20 protein-coding genes are annotated in these 15,449 nt (G+C 72.7%); 2 read left to right on the top strand and 18 right to left on the bottom strand.

Annotated elements, in window-relative coordinates; all coding sequences use genetic code 11:
* Window positions 1–123 precede the first annotated feature (123 nt).
* The 7 genes from trpM to hisI form a co-directional block, all read right to left on the bottom strand.
* Entirely contained in the window at window positions 124–291 is a 168-nt protein-coding gene (trpM, locus tag ACFW01_RS18300) for a tryptophan biosynthesis modulator TrpM (protein ID WP_234953656.1), read from the bottom strand.
* Between the two features lie 21 nt (window positions 292–312).
* Window positions 313–1,122 (bottom strand): indole-3-glycerol phosphate synthase TrpC, encoded by an 810-nt coding sequence (gene trpC, locus ACFW01_RS18305; protein WP_052841514.1) that lies wholly within the window; start codon window positions 1,120–1,122, stop codon window positions 313–315.
* A gap of 117 nt (window positions 1,123–1,239) precedes the next feature.
* Window positions 1,240–1,692 (bottom strand): DUF2752 domain-containing protein, encoded by a 453-nt coding sequence (locus ACFW01_RS18310; protein WP_234953659.1) that lies wholly within the window; start codon window positions 1,690–1,692, stop codon window positions 1,240–1,242.
* A gap of 95 nt (window positions 1,693–1,787) precedes the next feature.
* Window positions 1,788–2,039, bottom strand: coding sequence for an HGxxPAAW family protein (locus ACFW01_RS18315; protein ID WP_234953661.1), 252 nt, complete (start codon window positions 2,037–2,039; stop codon window positions 1,788–1,790).
* Between the two features lie 108 nt (window positions 2,040–2,147).
* Complete coding sequence (locus ACFW01_RS18320; protein WP_234953663.1) at window positions 2,148–2,789, bottom strand: TIGR02234 family membrane protein; 642 nt, start codon at window positions 2,787–2,789, stop codon at window positions 2,148–2,150.
* An 84-nt stretch (window positions 2,790–2,873) separates the two neighbouring features.
* Entirely contained in the window at window positions 2,874–4,364 is a 1,491-nt protein-coding gene (locus tag ACFW01_RS18325) for an anthranilate synthase component I (RefSeq protein ID WP_384504619.1), read from the bottom strand.
* A gap of 20 nt (window positions 4,365–4,384) precedes the next feature.
* Window positions 4,385–4,804 (bottom strand): phosphoribosyl-AMP cyclohydrolase, encoded by a 420-nt coding sequence (hisI, locus tag ACFW01_RS18330; protein ID WP_234953666.1) that lies wholly within the window; start codon window positions 4,802–4,804, stop codon window positions 4,385–4,387.
* A gap of 81 nt (window positions 4,805–4,885) precedes the next feature.
* Between hisI and ACFW01_RS18335 the strand changes: the two genes are divergently transcribed.
* Window positions 4,886–5,521: a TIGR03085 family metal-binding protein gene (locus ACFW01_RS18335; protein ID WP_234953668.1), complete on the top strand. Its 636-nt coding sequence runs from the start codon at window positions 4,886–4,888 to the stop codon at window positions 5,519–5,521.
* Window positions 5,522–5,531: 10 nt separating this feature from the next.
* Here ACFW01_RS18335 and ACFW01_RS18340 read toward each other — a convergent pair whose 3' ends face one another.
* The 11 genes from ACFW01_RS18340 to hisD form a co-directional block, all read right to left on the bottom strand.
* Entirely contained in the window at window positions 5,532–6,782 is a 1,251-nt protein-coding gene (locus tag ACFW01_RS18340) for an MFS transporter (RefSeq protein ID WP_384504574.1), read from the bottom strand.
* Between the two features lie 13 nt (window positions 6,783–6,795).
* Window positions 6,796–7,383, bottom strand: coding sequence for a helix-turn-helix domain-containing protein (locus ACFW01_RS18345; RefSeq protein WP_234953671.1), 588 nt, complete (start codon window positions 7,381–7,383; stop codon window positions 6,796–6,798).
* 59 nt (window positions 7,384–7,442) lie between these two features.
* On the bottom strand, window positions 7,443–7,595 hold the full coding sequence (locus ACFW01_RS18350) for a hypothetical protein (RefSeq protein ID WP_234953674.1): 153 nt from the start codon (window positions 7,593–7,595) through the stop codon (window positions 7,443–7,445).
* 67 nt (window positions 7,596–7,662) lie between these two features.
* The gene (hisF, locus tag ACFW01_RS18355) at window positions 7,663–8,418 is read right to left on the bottom strand and encodes an imidazole glycerol phosphate synthase subunit HisF (protein WP_234953676.1); all 756 of its coding nucleotides are present in this window, start codon (window positions 8,416–8,418) and stop codon (window positions 7,663–7,665) included.
* A 25-nt stretch (window positions 8,419–8,443) separates the two neighbouring features.
* Window positions 8,444–8,839: a RidA family protein gene (locus tag ACFW01_RS18360; RefSeq protein WP_161330212.1), complete on the bottom strand. Its 396-nt coding sequence runs from the start codon at window positions 8,837–8,839 to the stop codon at window positions 8,444–8,446.
* Window positions 8,836–9,561 carry a bifunctional 1-(5-phosphoribosyl)-5-((5-phosphoribosylamino)methylideneamino)imidazole-4-carboxamide isomerase/phosphoribosylanthranilate isomerase PriA gene (priA, locus tag ACFW01_RS18365; protein WP_234954641.1) on the bottom strand — a complete coding sequence of 242 codons (726 nt, stop codon included), beginning with the start codon at window positions 9,559–9,561 and terminating at the stop codon, window positions 8,836–8,838. Before priA ends, ACFW01_RS18360 begins: the two co-directional genes overlap by 4 nt.
* Window positions 9,562–9,578: 17 nt before the next feature.
* Complete coding sequence (hisH, locus tag ACFW01_RS18370) at window positions 9,579–10,229, bottom strand: imidazole glycerol phosphate synthase subunit HisH (protein WP_384504580.1); 651 nt, start codon at window positions 10,227–10,229, stop codon at window positions 9,579–9,581.
* A complete protein-coding gene (locus ACFW01_RS18375) occupies window positions 10,220–10,384 on the bottom strand; it encodes a hypothetical protein (RefSeq protein ID WP_055416451.1) in 165 nt (54 codons plus the stop codon). Before ACFW01_RS18375 ends, hisH begins: the two co-directional genes overlap by 10 nt.
* A gap of 3 nt (window positions 10,385–10,387) precedes the next feature.
* The gene (gene hisB / locus ACFW01_RS18380) at window positions 10,388–10,981 is read right to left on the bottom strand and encodes an imidazoleglycerol-phosphate dehydratase HisB (protein WP_055416452.1); all 594 of its coding nucleotides are present in this window, start codon (window positions 10,979–10,981) and stop codon (window positions 10,388–10,390) included.
* Window positions 10,978–12,087 carry a histidinol-phosphate transaminase gene (locus tag ACFW01_RS18385; RefSeq protein WP_234953678.1) on the bottom strand — a complete coding sequence of 370 codons (1,110 nt, stop codon included), beginning with the start codon at window positions 12,085–12,087 and terminating at the stop codon, window positions 10,978–10,980. Before ACFW01_RS18385 ends, hisB begins: the two co-directional genes overlap by 4 nt.
* A complete protein-coding gene (hisD, locus tag ACFW01_RS18390; RefSeq protein WP_234953681.1) occupies window positions 12,084–13,409 on the bottom strand; it encodes a histidinol dehydrogenase in 1,326 nt (441 codons plus the stop codon). Before hisD ends, ACFW01_RS18385 begins: the two co-directional genes overlap by 4 nt.
* 201 nt (window positions 13,410–13,610) lie before the next feature.
* Between hisD and ACFW01_RS18395 the strand changes: the two genes are divergently transcribed.
* On the top strand, window positions 13,611–15,188 hold the full coding sequence (locus tag ACFW01_RS18395) for an oxidoreductase (protein WP_234953684.1): 1,578 nt from the start codon (window positions 13,611–13,613) through the stop codon (window positions 15,186–15,188).
* The last annotated feature ends 261 nt before the right edge of the window (window positions 15,189–15,449 follow it).

The raw sequence follows: 15,449 nt of genomic DNA on the forward strand, positions 1-15,449 counted from the left end.
TCGCGGGGAGTGTCTGGTGATGACTGATCGCCGTGGGGGCGAGGACTCGTTGTCTGCTGCCGGCCGTGGGTGGCTGGTCGCGCCCACGCGACGGAGTCGCAAATTCGTTACAGCCCCGCGCCCCTAGGGGGCGCGCTGCCATCGCATGCCGTTGACCTGCCCGGGTTCGTCTCCGATGACGTACCGCACCCGGCGGCCGTGCACCCTGCGGGCGGGTGCGCGGCAGCCTCGGGGACGGCAGCCGCGCGCCAGGCGGGCGTACCGGTCCACGGGGGTCATGGTGGGAGTCATCGGGGGGCAGCCTAGCGAAGGTCAGCCGCGGCCGTGGCGCAGTGCCGGGTGTTCGCCGGCGGCGACCAGGTCGGAGACCGCGGTCTTGGGGTCGCGGCCGGTGACCAGGGACTCGCCGACCAGGACGGCGTCGGCGCCCTCGTTGGCGTAGGCGATGAGGTCGTGCGGGCCGCGGACGCCGGACTCGGCGACCTTGACGATGTGTGCGGGGATCTCCGGGGCGACCCGTTCGAAGGTGCCGCGGTCGACCTCCAGGGTCTTCAGGTTGCGCGCGTTGACGCCGATGACCTTGGCGCCCGCGTCCACCGCGCGCTCGACCTCGTCCTCGTCGTGCACCTCGACGAGCGGGGTGAGGCCGATGGACTCGGCGCGCTCGATCAGGGACTCCAGCGCCGGCTGGTCGAGCGCCGCGACGATCAGCAGCACGAGGTCGGCGCCGTGCGCGCGGGCCTCCCACAGCTGGTACGAGGTGACGACGAAGTCCTTGCGCAGCACGGGGATGTCCACCCGGGCGCGGACCGAGTCCAGGTCGGCCAGTGAGCCGCCGAAGCGTCGCTCCTCGGTGAGGACGGAGATGACGGCGGCGCCGCCCGCCTCGTAGTCCGCGGCGAGTCCGGCCGGGTCGGCGATGGCCGCCAGCGCGCCCTTGGACGGGCTGGAGCGCTTGACCTCGCAGATGACCTTGACGCCGTCGCCGCGCAGGGCGGCCACACCGTCCTTCGCGGGACGGGCCTTGGCCGCGCGCTCCTTGAGCTCGTCGAGGCTGACGCGCGCCTGCCGCTCCGCGAGGTCGGCACGGACTCCGTCGATGATCTCGTCGAGCACACTCACGCGAGCGGCCCCCTTTCAGACGGCGAAACCGGTGGTCACTGTGATGGTATCCGGAGCGGGGCACGGGGCTCGCATCCGGCCGCCGCCGGTCCCATTACCTGGACGTTCTTCGGATGATCAAGGGCGGAGCCAGCCACCGAACGGCAGGTTCCGGACAACCGTGAAGACCAGCAGCAACGTCCCCAGCGCCCACAGGTGGACCGGTCCCAGTTCGACCCGCAGCGAACGGCCGCGGGCCGCGCGGACCACCCAGACGGTCCACAGGACGGCGAACCCCAGATAGCCCAGGACCGCCGTCGCGTTGGCCTGCAGCGCGGCGGGCAGGTCCCCGTGGACGAAGGCATGGGCGCTGCGCAGGCCGCCGCAGCCGGGGCAGAGGACCCCCGTGAAGCGCAGCAGGGGGCAGACGGGGTAGTGACCGGGTTCGTTGGGGTCCACGGCACCCACGTACGCGAAGGCTCCGGCGACGGCCGCGAGTACCGCGGCCGGGACGGCGAGGCGGGCGGCCCGGCCCTTCGGTACGGCACTGGTCGGCGTCGGTCGTGCGGTCTCGGCGTCCACGCCCCGCATTCTGCCCCCGGCGGTCCCCAGCCGCACGTGAGGGGCGGTCCCGGCACCCTTGTGCCGGGACCGCCCCTCCGGTGGGTCCGTGACGCCGTGCGGGGTCAGCCCTTGGCGTCGGCCGTGACGCGCTCGCCGGCGACCTGGTGCACGGGGTGGCTGTGCTTCGGCTGGCCGAGGCCCATCATCCGCATGACGTAGCCCACCACACCACCGAGGACCACGACTGCGAGACCGGCCCAGAAGCCCGCCGGCTGGGCCGCCACCATGAACAGGCCCGCGATGCAGAAACCGATGAAGGCGATGATGACACCGGTCCAGGCGGCCGGGGTGTGACCGTGGCTGCTGCCCGCCATTGCTTGCTCCTCGTTGCTGTGTGCCGTGTCTGAGCAGGACGCTCGTGCCCATTGTCCCGCACCCCCGCACGCGCCGTGAGCGGGGGTGCTCCGCAGGGGGACGGCGCGTCAGGCGCTGGTGGGGTCCTCGCCGCGGTCGATGGCCTTCCAGAGGTCCTCGGGACGGTCCGGGTCCACGGTCTGCGGCTTGCGGCGCGGGCGCGGGGTGCCGTCGCGCTCGTAGCGGCCGGACATCGCGGGCCACTGGCGGCCGTAGCGCAGCGCGAGCAGCCCGGCGAGCAGCAGCAGGGCGCCGCCCACGGCCGCGACGTACGGCCAGGCGGTGTGCGAGAGGACGTCCACGGTGGCCGAGGTGTCGCCGGCGGCCTTCGCGGCCTGGTCGTCCAGCGCGGAGCTGTCGGAGGCGCCGGCCAGGGCGGCGGCGACGGTGCCCGCGCCGCTCAGCGCGAGCAGGCCGGCCACCGCGAAGCGGCCCGCGCGGCGCACGGCGAACACGGCGACGAGCGCGGCGAGGCCCACTATGGCCAGCGCCGCGGGCACGCCCGTGACGTCGCTGCCCTTGGCGGTCAGGGGGAACGCGCCGCCGGCCACCGTCGCGGTGCCCTCGGCCCACTCCTGCCGGGTGGCGAGCAGGGCGACGGCGGCGCCGAGCGCCCCGCTCAGCAGGGCGACGGCGAGGCTCCGCCGGCCCGCCCGGGCGGGTGCTGCGGCTGGGGTACGGGGGTGAGGAACGGCTGTCACGTACTCCACTATCACCCGAACCCCGGGCGAACCGTCACCCGGGGTTCGGATTGGCCGGCGTGAGAATCGCCCCACCGCTGAGGCGGGTTGGCCCTATTGCGCGAGCCGGTTGGCCGTGTGTACGGCGCGCAGCACCGCCGCCGCCTTGTTGCGGCACTCGGTGTCCTCGGCGACGGGGTCGGAGTCGGCGACGATGCCGGCGCCCGCCTGGACGTAGGCGGTGCCGTCGCGCAGCAGCGCGGTGCGGATGGCGATGGCGGTGTCGGAGTCGCCCGCGAAGTCGAGATAGCCGACGCAGCCGCCGTACAGGCCGCGCCGGGAGGGTTCCAGTTCGTCGATGATCTGGAGGGCGCGCGGCTTGGGGGCACCGGAGAGGGTGCCGGCCGGGAAGCAGGCGGTGAGGACGTCGAAGGCGGTGCGGCCGGGGGCGACCCGTCCGGTGACCGTCGAGACGATGTGCATGACGTGCGAGTACCGCTCGACGGACATGAAGTCGACGACCTCGACGGAGCCGGGCTCGCAGACCCGGCCGAGGTCGTTGCGTCCGAGGTCGACGAGCATCAGATGCTCGGCGCGCTCCTTGGGGTCGGCCAGCAGCTCGTCGGCGAGGGCCTGGTCCTCCTGCGGGGTGGCGCCGCGGGGCCGGGTGCCGGCGATGGGGTGCACCATGGCGCGGCCGTCCTCGACCTTGACCAGGGCCTCGGGCGACGACCCGACGACGTCGAAGCCGTCGAGGCGGAGCAGGTACATGTACGGGGAGGGGTTGGTGGCCCGCAGCACCCGGTACACGTCCAGCGCGCTCGCGGTGCACGGCGTCTCGAACCGCTGGGAGGGGACGACCTGGAAGGCCTCGCCCGCGCGGATGCGCTCCTTGATGTCCTCGACGGCGTCCTGGAAGTCCGGGCCGCCCCACAGCGCGGTGTACCCGGGCAGCTCGGACGGCGGCAGGGCGGCCGGGGGCTGGGCGACCGCGCGCGTGAGGTCGGCCTCCATGACGTCCAGGCGGGCGATCGCGTCGGCGTAGGCCTCGTCGACGCCGGTCTCCAGGTCGTTGTGGTTGATCGCGTTGGCGATCAGCAGGACCGAGCCCTCCCAGTGGTCCATGACGGCGAGGTCGCTGGTGAGCAGCATGGTCAGCTCGGGGAGCTTCAGGTCGTCCCGCTCCCCCGGGCCGACCTTCTCCAGGCGGCGCACGATGTCGTAGCCGAGGTAGCCGACCATGCCGCCGGTGAAGGGCGGCAGGCCCAGGTCGTGGGCGAGGTCGCGGGGGGTGTGCAGGGCCTCGACGGTGGCGCGCAGCGCGGCGAGCGGGTCGCCGCCGGTGGGGACGCCGACGGGCGGGGTGCCCTGCCAGTGTGCCTGCCCGTCCTTCTCGGTGAGGGTGGCGGCGCTGCGGACGCCTACGAAGGAGTACCGGGACCACGCGCGTCCGTTCTCGGCGGACTCCAGCAGGAAGGTGCCGGGGCGCTCGGCCGCCAGCTTGCGGTACAGCGCCACGGGGGTGTCGCCGTCGGCGAGGAGCTTGCGGCTCACCGGGATCACGCGGCGGTCGGCGGCCAGCTTGCGGAAGGTCGGGAGGTCCATGTCGTCCATGGCGGCAGACCCTACTGACCCGCGACGGGCGCGCCGGCACCCGCGCCGTCGGTGCCCTCGGTCTCCTCGGCGAGGAGCACGTCGGCGTCGAAGCAGGTGCGGGCGCCGGTGTGGCAGGCGGCGCCGACCTGGTCGACCTTGACCAGGACGGTGTCGGCGTCGCAGTCCAGGGCGACGGACTTCACCCACTGGAAGTGCCCGGAGGTGTCGCCCTTGATCCAGTACTCCTGCCTGCTGCGCGACCAGTAGGTGCAGCGTCCCGTGGTCAGCGTGCGGTGCAGTGCCTCGTCGTCCATCCAGCCGAGCATCAGCACCTCTCCGGTGTCGTACTGCTGGGCGATGGCGGGCAGGAGGCCGTCGGCGCTGCGCTTGAGGCGGGCCGCGATCTCCGGGGCGAGCGGGCTGGGCGGCCGGGGGGAGCTGCTGGTCATGCGCCCATTGTGCCGCGCGGGTCGGACACACCCCGGCGCCGTCCATTGGGCGGACCCGGCCGGGCGCCGTAGGCTGGCGGCATGTCGACTTTCGCCAAGCGTGAACGACTTCTGCTCGCGGACCTGTTGGAGACGGCGGGCCCGGACGCACCGACCCTGTGCGAGGGCTGGCGGACCCGCGACCTCGCCGCGCACGTGGTGGTGCGCGAGCGCCGGCCGGACGCCGCCGGGGGCACCCTGATCAAGCAGCTGGCGTCCCGGCTCGACCGGGTGATGGAGGAGTACGGGGCGAAACCGTACGAGGAGCTGCTCCAGCTGATCCGCACCGGCCCTCCCCGGTTCTCGCCGTTCCAGCTCAAGCAGGTGGACGAGGCGGCGAACACGGTGGAGTTCTACGTCCACACCGAGGACGTCCGCCGGGCCCGGCCCGACTGGACACCGCGCGAGCTGGACCCGGTCTTCCAGGACGCCCTGTGGTCCCGCCTGGAGCGCGCCGCCCGGCTGATGGGCCGGGGCGTCCCGACGGGCCTGGTCCTGCGCCGCCCGAACGGCCAGACGACCGTCGCCCACCGGGGCACGCCGGTGGTGACGGCCACCGGCGAGCCGTCCGAGCTGCTGCTGTTCGCGTACGGCCGTCAGGAGGCGGCGAACGTGGAACTGGAGGGCGAGAAGGCCGCGATCGCGCGGCTGCGGGAGACGAAGCAGCTCGGCCTCTGAGGCCGGCCTCTCACGTCGGCAGTTCGGCCCGCCGCAGGCCGGGGGCGCACAGGGCGACGACCCCGCCGAGGGCGCAGACCACCGCGCTGACGACGAAGACCGGCCCGGTGCCCCAGACGCCGATCGCGGCGGCGGACAGCGGCATGCTCAGCGGCGCGATCCCCAGGCTGACGATCCCGGCCACCGCCGTGACGCGCCCCAGGTAGGCGGTGTCGGTCTGGGTCTGCAGCAGGGCTCCGCACATGGCGCCGCTGAGCCCCGTGAGCAGCCCCACGAGCACCGCGATGCCGACGGCGACGGGCAGGCCGGGGGCGTACGCCAGGACGGCGATGGCGACGGCGCCGGGGATGATGGCTCCGGCGGTGACCAGCCCGGCGTGCGGCACGCGTCCGCGCACCGCCAGCAGCAGCGCGGCGACACCGGCGCCGGTGCCGAAGCCGCCGAGCACCCAGCCCATGCCGGAGGCGCCCCAGCCGCGTTCGTCGGCGAGCAGGGTGAGGCCGACGTTGAGCGGGCCGACGAAGCCGAGGTCGCCGAGGGCGATGGCGATCATCAGCGGGCCGAGGACGCGGTGCCGGCGGATGTGGCTCAGGCCGGCCCGCAGGTCGCGCCATGCGGTGGTGGAACCGGCGGTGCCGACACCGGCCTCGTCGGGCGGCAGCTCGCGCACCCGTACGGAGACCAGCAGCGGCACGGAGACGGCGATCAGCAGCCCCGCGCACGCGAAGGCGGCGGCCGAACCGCCCACCGCCACGCCGAGCCCGCCGAGCGGGGCGCCCACCACGGCGGCGAAGCGGATGCCGAGGCCGCGCATCCCCTGGACGCGGGCGAGCTGGTCCTTGGTGGTGATCCGCGCGGGGAGGGCGCCGACGGCGGGCAGGAACACGGCGTCGACGGTGCCGAAGACGACGGCGAGCAGCGCGAGCAGCCACAGTCCGGGGTCGGTCGCGAAGAGCACGGCGGCCACCGCGAGGACGGTGCCGCACCGTACGGCGTCGCTGCCGATGACGACCCGGCGCGGCCCGAACCGGTCGGCGACCACACCGCCGCCCAGCATCAGCAGCGCCCGCGGCACGGCACTGACGGCGGTGACGATCCCGGCCTGCGCGGCGGTGCCGTGCTGCACGGCGGCCCACGACAAGGCGAGGTAGAAGACCATGTCGCCGACCATGGACAGCGTGTAGGCGGCGACCCAGCGCAGGACGTTGGGGTCGCGGTGGGCGGCGACCCGTGCCGCCGGGGGTATGAGTGTGTCCGGCACGGACGTGGTCCGCTCAGACACGGAACGGGAACCCGTACACGTGCAGCGCGACGTTCTCACGCCCCTCGGTGTCGCCGGCGGCCTCGGCGGCCTTGCCCTTCTCGTCGTACTTCCTCGCCAAGTCGAGCAGCTCAGCGGCAAGCTCGGCCAGTTCGGCCGGGGTCAGCCGGAGCAGGGACTCGTTGTCGGGAGCGGCGGAGTTCCATTCGGGGCCCCAGGTGGGGCGTTCGTCGAGGTAGCGGCGGTACATGTCGGTGCGCTGTTCGTGGAAAAGGCGGGTGGCCGCGAGGTGGGCCGCCGCTCGCTCCGGGGCGTCGCGGAAGTTCTCGTCGCGGATGCTGACCCCGTCCGAGGCGGGCTGCCACCACCGTTCCCTGCCGTCCCCGCTCTGCGGTTCGGCCTGCTCGACCAGCCCGTGCTCGGCCAGTTTCCGCAGGTGGTAGCTGACCAGGGAGACCGCCTCGTCCACTTGCTCGGCAAGCTGCGAGGCGGTCGCCGTGCGCGCCACGCACAGGCCCCGGTACAGCTGCATGCGCAACGGATGCGCCAGGGCCTTGAGGGTGCCCAGGTCGGTGATGGGGCGGTTCTCCTCGCGGGTCATGACCTCAACGTAACCAGGAAAGAAAAGTTGCGCAATATTTGTTGCGCAACTTTTCTTTCCTAATCTTTCGAAGCGCGTTCTTGGCGCCTGACTGCCACGCCTGCCATCAAGGCGTCATGCGCGAGGCACTCGACCGCGACACCACGCAGCCCCGCCTCGGCCCGCAGCTCCGCCAGCTCTTCCTCGGTGAATTCGATGGTGATCGCAGTCATACGGGCACGTTAGCGGCGAGAAGTCGCACGCGGTCGGACAGCCGACACCAACGAGCCACACCTCGAACTAGCGAACGGGATGCCCCGCCCCGCGCAGCGTGTCCTTCACCTGGCCGATTCGCAGGTCGCCGAAGTGGAAGACGGATGCCGCCAGGACCGCGTCCGCGCCCGCCGCCACGGCGGGCGGGAAGTCGGGGAGGCGGCCCGCGCCGCCGGAGGCGATCACCGGGACGGTCACGTGGCGCCGGACCGCCCCGATCATCTCCAGGTCGTAGCCGTCCTTCGTGCCGTCCGCGTCCATCGAGTTGAGCAGGATCTCCCCCGCGCCCAGCTCCGCGGCCCGGTGCGCCCACTCCACCGCGTCGATGCCGGTGCCGCGCCGGCCGCCGTGGGTGGTCACCTCGAAGGTGCCCGCCTCGGTGCGCCGCGCGTCCACGGACAGCACGAGGACCTGGCGGCCGAACCGCTCGGCGATCTCGCGGATCAGGTCGGGCCGGGCGATGGCGGCCGTGTTCACGCCCACCTTGTCCGCGCCGGCCCGCAGCAGCTTGTCGACGTCGTCGGCGGTCCGCACGCCGCCGCCGACGGTCAGCGGGATGAACACCTGCTCGGCGGTGCGCCGCACCACGTCGTAGGTCGTCTCGCGGTTGCCCGACGAGGCGGTGATGTCCAGGAACGTCAGCTCGTCGGCGCCCTCGGCGTCGTACACCTTGGCCATCTCGACGGGGTCGCCCGCGTCGCGCAGGTTCTGGAAGTTCACGCCCTTGACGACCCGGCCGCCGTCCACGTCCAGGCAGGGGATGACTCGGACCGCCAGGGTCATGAATCCACGGCTCCTCTTACTGTTCTTACTGTCCTCTGAATGCTTCCAGTTCCACCGACACCAGCACCCGCGAGTCGATGAAGCCCTCGACGACGAGCAGGGTCGTCACCGGACGTACCGCGTCGAACAGCTCCTTGTGGGCGCGGCCCACCGCATCGACGTCGCGCGAATGTGCCAGGCACACACGCGTCCGGATCACGGACTCGATGCCGAGCCCGAACTCACCGATCGCCTCGATGGCGGTGGCGAAGGCCACCTTGGTCTGTTCGTACGGGTCACCGTCGCCGTACAGCACGTCGCCCTTGAAGGCGGTCGTGCCGGCCACGATGACATGATCACCCGCCGCCACGGCCCGTGCGAAACCGAAGGACTCTTCCCAGGGACTTCCGCTCTGCACACGCCGTACGGCTTCGGATGTCATGGCGACACAGCCTCCAAGGCTTCTTCCAGGGTGAACGCCTTCGCGTACAGGGCCTTCCCGACGATGGCCCCCTCGACACCGGCCGGGACGAGACCGGCGATGGCGCGCAGGTCGTCCAGGGAGGAGACGCCGCCGGAGGCGACGACCGGGCGGTCGGTGGCCGCGCAGACGTTCTTCAGGAGCTCCAGGTTGGGGCCCTGCAGGGTGCCGTCCTTGGCGATGTCGGTGACGACGTACCGCGCGCAGCCCTCCTTGTCGAGGCGGGCCAGCGTCTCGTAGAGGTCGCCGCCGTCGCGGGTCCAGCCGCGGCCGCGCAGCGTGGTGCCGCGTACGTCGAGACCGACGGCGATCTTGTCGCCGTGCTCGGCGATGATCCCGGCGACCCACTCGGGGGTCTCCAGGGCGGCCGTGCCCAGGTTCACCCGCGTGCAGCCGGTGGCGAGCGCGGCGGCGAGGGTGTCGTCGTCGCGGATGCCGCCGGACAGCTCGACCTTGATGTCCATGGCCTGCGCGACCTCGGCGATCAGCGCACGGTTGTCCCCGGTGCCGAACGCGGCGTCCAGGTCGACGAGGTGCAGCCACTCGGCGCCGGAGCGCTGCCAGGCGAGGGCGGCCTCCAGCGGGGAGCCGTAGGAGGTCTCGGTGCCGGACTCGCCGTGCACGAGGCGGACGGCCTGGCCGTCGCGGACGTCGACGGCGGGGAGGAGTTCGAGCTTGCTCATCTCTACCGGGCTCATCTCTACAGGGTCTCGATCCAGTTGGTGAGGAGCTGGGCTCCCGCGTCACCGGACTTCTCGGGGTGGAACTGGGTGGCCCACAGGGCGCCGTTCTCCACGGCGGCCACGAAGGGCTTGCCGTGCGTGGACCAGGTGACCTTGGGCGGTGCGATCAGCGGGTTGAGCGACTCCTGGGTCCAGTCGTGGACGGCGTAGGAGTGCACGAAGTAGAAGCGGGCGTCCGCGTCCAGGCCGGCGAAGAGCTGGGAGTCGGCCGGCGCGTCGACGGTGTTCCAGCCCATGTGGGGCACGATGTCGGCCCGGAGCGGGCCGACCGTGCCGGGCCACTCGTCCAGGCCCTCGGCCTCCACGCCGTGCTCGATGCCGCGCGCGAACAGGATCTGCATGCCCACGCAGATGCCCATCACCGGGCGGCCGCCCGACAGCCTGCGGTCGACGACCCAGTCGCCGCGGGCCGCCTTGAGGCCGTCCATGCAGGCGGCGAAGGCGCCGACGCCGGGGACCAGCAGGCCGTCGGCGTTCATGGCCTTGTCGTAGTCACGGGTGATCTCGACGTCGGCTCCCGCGCGCGCGAGGGCGCGCTCGGCGGAACGGATGTTGCCGAAGCCGTAGTCGAAGACGACGACCCGCTTGGCGGGGGAGGTCAATTCCACACCTCCAGGCGGAGCACGCCCGCGAAGAGACACATCGCGGCACCGATGGAGAGCAGCACGATCAGGCCCTTGGGCATCTGCTGCTTGGCGAAGGAGATGATGCCGCCGACGAAGAACAGGCCGACGACGATCAGCGCGGTGGACGTACCGTTCATGGGTTAGAGCGCGCCCTTCGTGGAAGGCAGGATGCCGGCCGCGCGCGGGTCGCGCTCGCTGGCGTAGCGCAGGGCCCGGGCCAGCGCCTTGAACTGGCACTCCACGATGTGGTGCGCGTTGCGCCCGTACGGCACGTGCACGTGCAGGGCGACCTGGGCCTGGGCGACGAAGGACTCCAGGATGTGCCGGGTCATCGTGGTGTCGTACTCGCCGATCATCGGCGCCATCTTCTCGGGCTCGGTGTGCACGAGGTAGGGGCGGCCGGAGAGGTCGACGGTGACCTGGGCGAGGGACTCGTCCAGCGGGACCGTGCAGTTGCCGAAGCGGTAGATGCCCACCTTGTCGCCGAGGGCCTGCTTGAAGGCGGCACCCAGCGCGAGGGCGGTGTCCTCGATGGTGTGGTGGGAGTCGATGTGCAGGTCGCCGTCGGTCTTCACGGTCAGGTCGAACAGACCGTGCCGGCCGAGCTGGTCGAGCATGTGGTCGTAGAAGCCGACGCCGGTGGCGATGTCGGTCTTCCCGGTGCCGTCGAGGTCGATCTCGACGAGGACCGAGGTCTCCTTGGTCGTACGCTCCACGCGTCCCACGCGGCTCATAGGTTCTGCTCCTTCTTGACTTCACGTACCGCGTCGAGGAACGCGTCGTTCTCCTCCGGGGTTCCGGCGGTGACCCGCAGCCACCCCGGTACGCCGTTGTCCCGGACCAGCACGCCCCGGTCGAGGATCTTCCGCCAGGCCTCGTGGGAATCCACGAACCGCCCGAACTGGACGAAGTTGGCGTCGGACTCGGTCACCTCGTAGCCGATGGCGCGCAGTTCGGCGACCAGCCGGTCCCGCTCGGTCTTCAGCTGCTCGACGTACTTCAGCAGCGTGTCCGTGTGTTCCAGGGCGGCCAGCGCGGTCGCCTGGGTCACGGCCGAGAGGTGGTACGGCAGCCGTACGAGCTGGACGGCGTCGACGACGGCCGGGTGCGCGGCGAGGTAGCCCAGGCGCAGGCCGGCCGCGCCGAACGCCTTCGACATGGTGCGGGAGATCACGAGGTGGGGCCGGCCGTCCAGCAGCGGCAGCAGCGACGCGCCGTGGCTGAACTCGATGTAGGCCTCGTCCACGACGACCATCGAGTCCTTCGCCGCCTGGGCGGCCTCGTACAGGGCGAGGACGGTCTCGGCCGGGACGGCGTTGCCGGTGGGGTTGTTGGGGGTGGTGATGAAGACGACGTCCGGGCGGTGCTCGGCGAGGGCGCGCTCGGCCGCGGGCACGTCGATGGTGAAGTCGTCGTGGCGCGGGCCGGAGATCCAGCCCGTGCCGGTGCCGCGCGCGATGAGGCCGTGCATCGAGTACGAGGGCTCGAAGCCGATCGCGGTGCGGCCCGGGCCGCCGAAGGTCTGCAGCAGCTGCTGGATGACCTCGTTGGAGCCGTTGGCCGCCCAGACGTTGCCCGCGTCCAGCGGGTGGCCGGAGGTCTGTGTCAGGTACTCGGCGAGCCCGGTGCGCAGCTCGACCGCGTCCCGGTCCGGGTAGCGGTTGAGGTCGCGGGCGGCCTCGCGGACCCGCTCGGTGATCCGCTCGACCAGCGCCTCGGGCAGCGGGTAGGGGTTCTCGTTGGTGTTCAGCCGTACGGGCACGTCCAGTTGGGGCGCACCGTAGGGGGACTTGCCGCGCAGCTCGTCCCGTACGGGGAGGTCGTCGATTCCGAACGTCACTTGCTCTGAGGGACCTTCCACTCGAACCTCGCCTTGATCGCCGCCCCGTGCGCGGGCAGGTCCTCGGCCTCCGCCAGCGTCACCACGTGGTGCGCGACCTCGGCGAGCGCGTCGCGCGTGTAGTCGACGATGTGGATGCCGCGCAGGAAGGACTGCACGGACAGGCCCGAGGAGTGGCAGGCGCAGCCGCCGGTGGGCAGGACGTGGTTGGACCCGGCCGCGTAGTCACCGAGGGAGACGGGCGCCCAGGGGCCGACGAAGACCGCGCCGGCGTTCTTCACCCGGTCGGCGAGGGCGGCGGCGTCGGCGGTCTGGATCTCCAGGTGCTCGGCGCCGTAGGCGTCCACGACGCGCAGGCCCTCGTCCAGGCCGTCGACCAGGACGATCGCGGACTGGCGGCCCTTCAGGGCCGGGACGATCCGGTCGTCGATGTGCTTGGTGGCCTCGACCTGCGGCTGGAGTTCCTTCTCGACCGCGTCCGCGAGCTCCACGGAGTCGGTGACCAGCACGGCGGCGGCCAGCGGGTCGTGCTCGGCCTGGCTGATCAGGTCGGAGGCGACGTGCACCGGGTCGGCCGTGGCGTCGGCGAGGACCGCGATCTCGGTCGGGCCGGCCTCGGCGTCGATGCCGATCTTCCCGGTGAAGTAGCGCTTGGCGGCGGCCACCCAGATGTTGCCGGGGCCGGTGACCATGTTGGCGGGCGGGCAGGACTCGGTGCCGTACGCGAACATCGCGACGGCGGTGGCGCCGCCCGCCGCGTACACCTCGTCGACGCCGAGCAGGGCGCAGGCGGCGAGGATGGTCGGGTGCGGGAGGCCGTCGAACTCGGCCTGGGCGGGCGAGGCGAGCGCGACGGACTCGACGCCGGCCTCCTGCGCGGGCACCACGTTCATGATCACGGACGACGGGTAGACCGACCGGCCGCCGGGCGCGTACAGCCCGACCCGCTCGACCGGCACCCACTTCTCGGTGACCGAGCCGCCGGGCACGACCTGCGTGGTGTGGGTGGTGCGGCGCTGCGCGCGGTGGACGAGCCGGGCGCGGCGGATGGACTCCTCCAGGGCCGCGCGCACGGCCGGGTCCAGCTCCTCCAGCGCGCGCGTGAGCGCGGCCGCCGGGACCCTGACCTGGTCCAGCCTGACCCCGTCGAACTGCTCGGCGAAGTCGATCAGCGCCGCGTCGCCCCGATGATGCACGGCCTCGCAGATCGGACGCACCTTCTCCAGGGCGGCCGAGACGTCGAAGTCGGCTCGGGGCAGCAGGTCGCGCAGGGCGGGGCCCTCGGGGAGGGCGTCGCCGCGCAGATCGATTCGGGAGATCACGGAACCAATTCTCTCAGACCCGCGTCGGGCACGGTTCGCGCGTATCAATGGCTGATACAGAACGCGGCGGCCCCGCGCGGCCCACGGGCAACTCACCCGAATCGGTGCTCACTTTGAGTGTTCGGAGTGTCACCCAGTGGGCATGAACGGTTGTACGAAGAGTGAGCGACCGACGAGTAGTTGGGGAGGGAGTGAAGTGCCGTGACCGTAGTGGTGGGACCCCGTGACGGAGAGCTGCCGGACGACCTGACCGCCGCCGAGGCCGGCATGTGGCAGGCCTTCCGCAACGGCAGCGTGTACGACCTCAGCAGCGGCGACGCGCTCGTCGACGACCCGCACGGCGGGCACCCGTGGGGACCGGAGCGGAGCGTGCGGGCCCGCATCGTCTGCTGGCTGCTGCTCGACGGTCCGCCCGCGCTCGCCGGCCGGGTGGCTTCGCTCCAGCTGACCGGCGTGCGGATCAGCGGCACGATGGACCTCGCCGGCGGCACCGTGGAGCCGTACGTGGAGCTGCGCGGCTGCCGGTTCGAGCGGGAGGTGCTGCTGCCGGAGACCCGGTTCACGACCGTGCGCCTGGTGGACTGCTGGGTGCCGCGGCTCGAGGCGGCCCGGCTGCACACCGAGGGCGACCTGCACCTGCCCCGCTCCCGCTTCCCCGGCGGCATCCGGCTGACGGACGCCCAGATAGGCACCGACCTGCTGCTCAACCAGGCGATCGTGCACCGCGACCGCCACGGCCGCTCCATCGCCGCGGACGGCCTGACGGTCGGGCAGGACCTCCAGGCCGAGATGCTGGAGTCGCACGGCGAGGTGAGTCTGCGCAGCGCCCAGGTCGGCGTGTCGCTGAGCCTGCGCGGCGCCCGCCTCCTCAACCCGTACACGCGGCACGCGCTCAACGCCCCGCAGCTGACGGTGGAGCGCACCCTGTACCTGACACCGGCGGGGCTCGGCAGCCCGCTGCTGCGGGGCACCACGCCCGCGCAGGGGACGCGGATCCAGCGCTTCGAGTGCGAGGGCGGGGTGCGGCTGGACGACGGGCGGTTCGGCGACGCCCTCGACTTCGAGCACGCCCGCTTCACGTTCACCGACGAGCAGGAGCTGTCGCTGCGCCGGGTGCAGACACCCGAGCTGCGGTTCCTGGGCGAGCGCCCGGCGCGCGGCCGGGTGGCGCTGTCGGGGGCGCGGGTCGTCAACCTGATGGACCGGGCGGACAGCTGGCCGGGACCCGGCCGGCTGCACATGGGCGGCTTCACCTACGAGAACCTGGTGCCGCGGGGACCGTTCCCGCTGGAGAAGCGGCTGCGCTGGGTGGGCGCCGCGACCGCCGAGTACAACCCGGAGCCGTACGAGCGCCTCGCCGCCGTGCTGCGGGCCGGCGGCGAGGACGAGGACGCCCGCGAGGTGCTGCTCGCCAAGCACCGCCGGCGCCGCGAGAGCCTGCCGATCGCCGCGAAGCTCGTGGGGTACGCCCAGGACTGGACGGTCGCCTACGGGTACCGGCCGGGGCGGGCCGCGGTGTGGATGGCGGTGCTGTGGGCGGCGGGCTCGCTCGCCTTCGCCCGTGCCGAGCCGCCGCCGCTGAAGACGGGCGAGCACCCGGACTGGAACCCGGCCCTCTTCGCCCTCGACCTGCTCCTGCCGGTCATCGACCTGGGCCAGGCCGGCTCCTGGCAGCTCCACGACGCCTGGCAGTGGCTGGCGACGGCCCTGATCCTGCTGGGCTGGATCCTGGCGACGACGGTGGCGGCGGGCGCGACCCGCCTGCTGCGCAGAAGCTGATCCCTCCGGGGGTGGAGCGGCAGCACATCCGGCCCTCCGGCCCACGGCCGCCGAAGCCACCCGACCCCGACGACGACGGCCGCACGAGCAGCGCAACCGCCGCTTGCAGCGCGGCTCCACGCCCGACGCCCCGCACCCGACGGCCGCCGGCCGCCGACGGCGAAAGGCCCCACGGGGGCCACCCGCACCCGACCACGCATGCCGCACGAGCGACGCGACCTCCGATTGCAGGGCGGCTCCACGCCCGACGCCCCACACCCC

It is taken from the genome of Streptomyces sp. NPDC058985 (assembly GCF_042740985.1).
GTDB lineage: Bacteria > Actinomycetota > Actinomycetes > Streptomycetales > Streptomycetaceae > Streptomyces.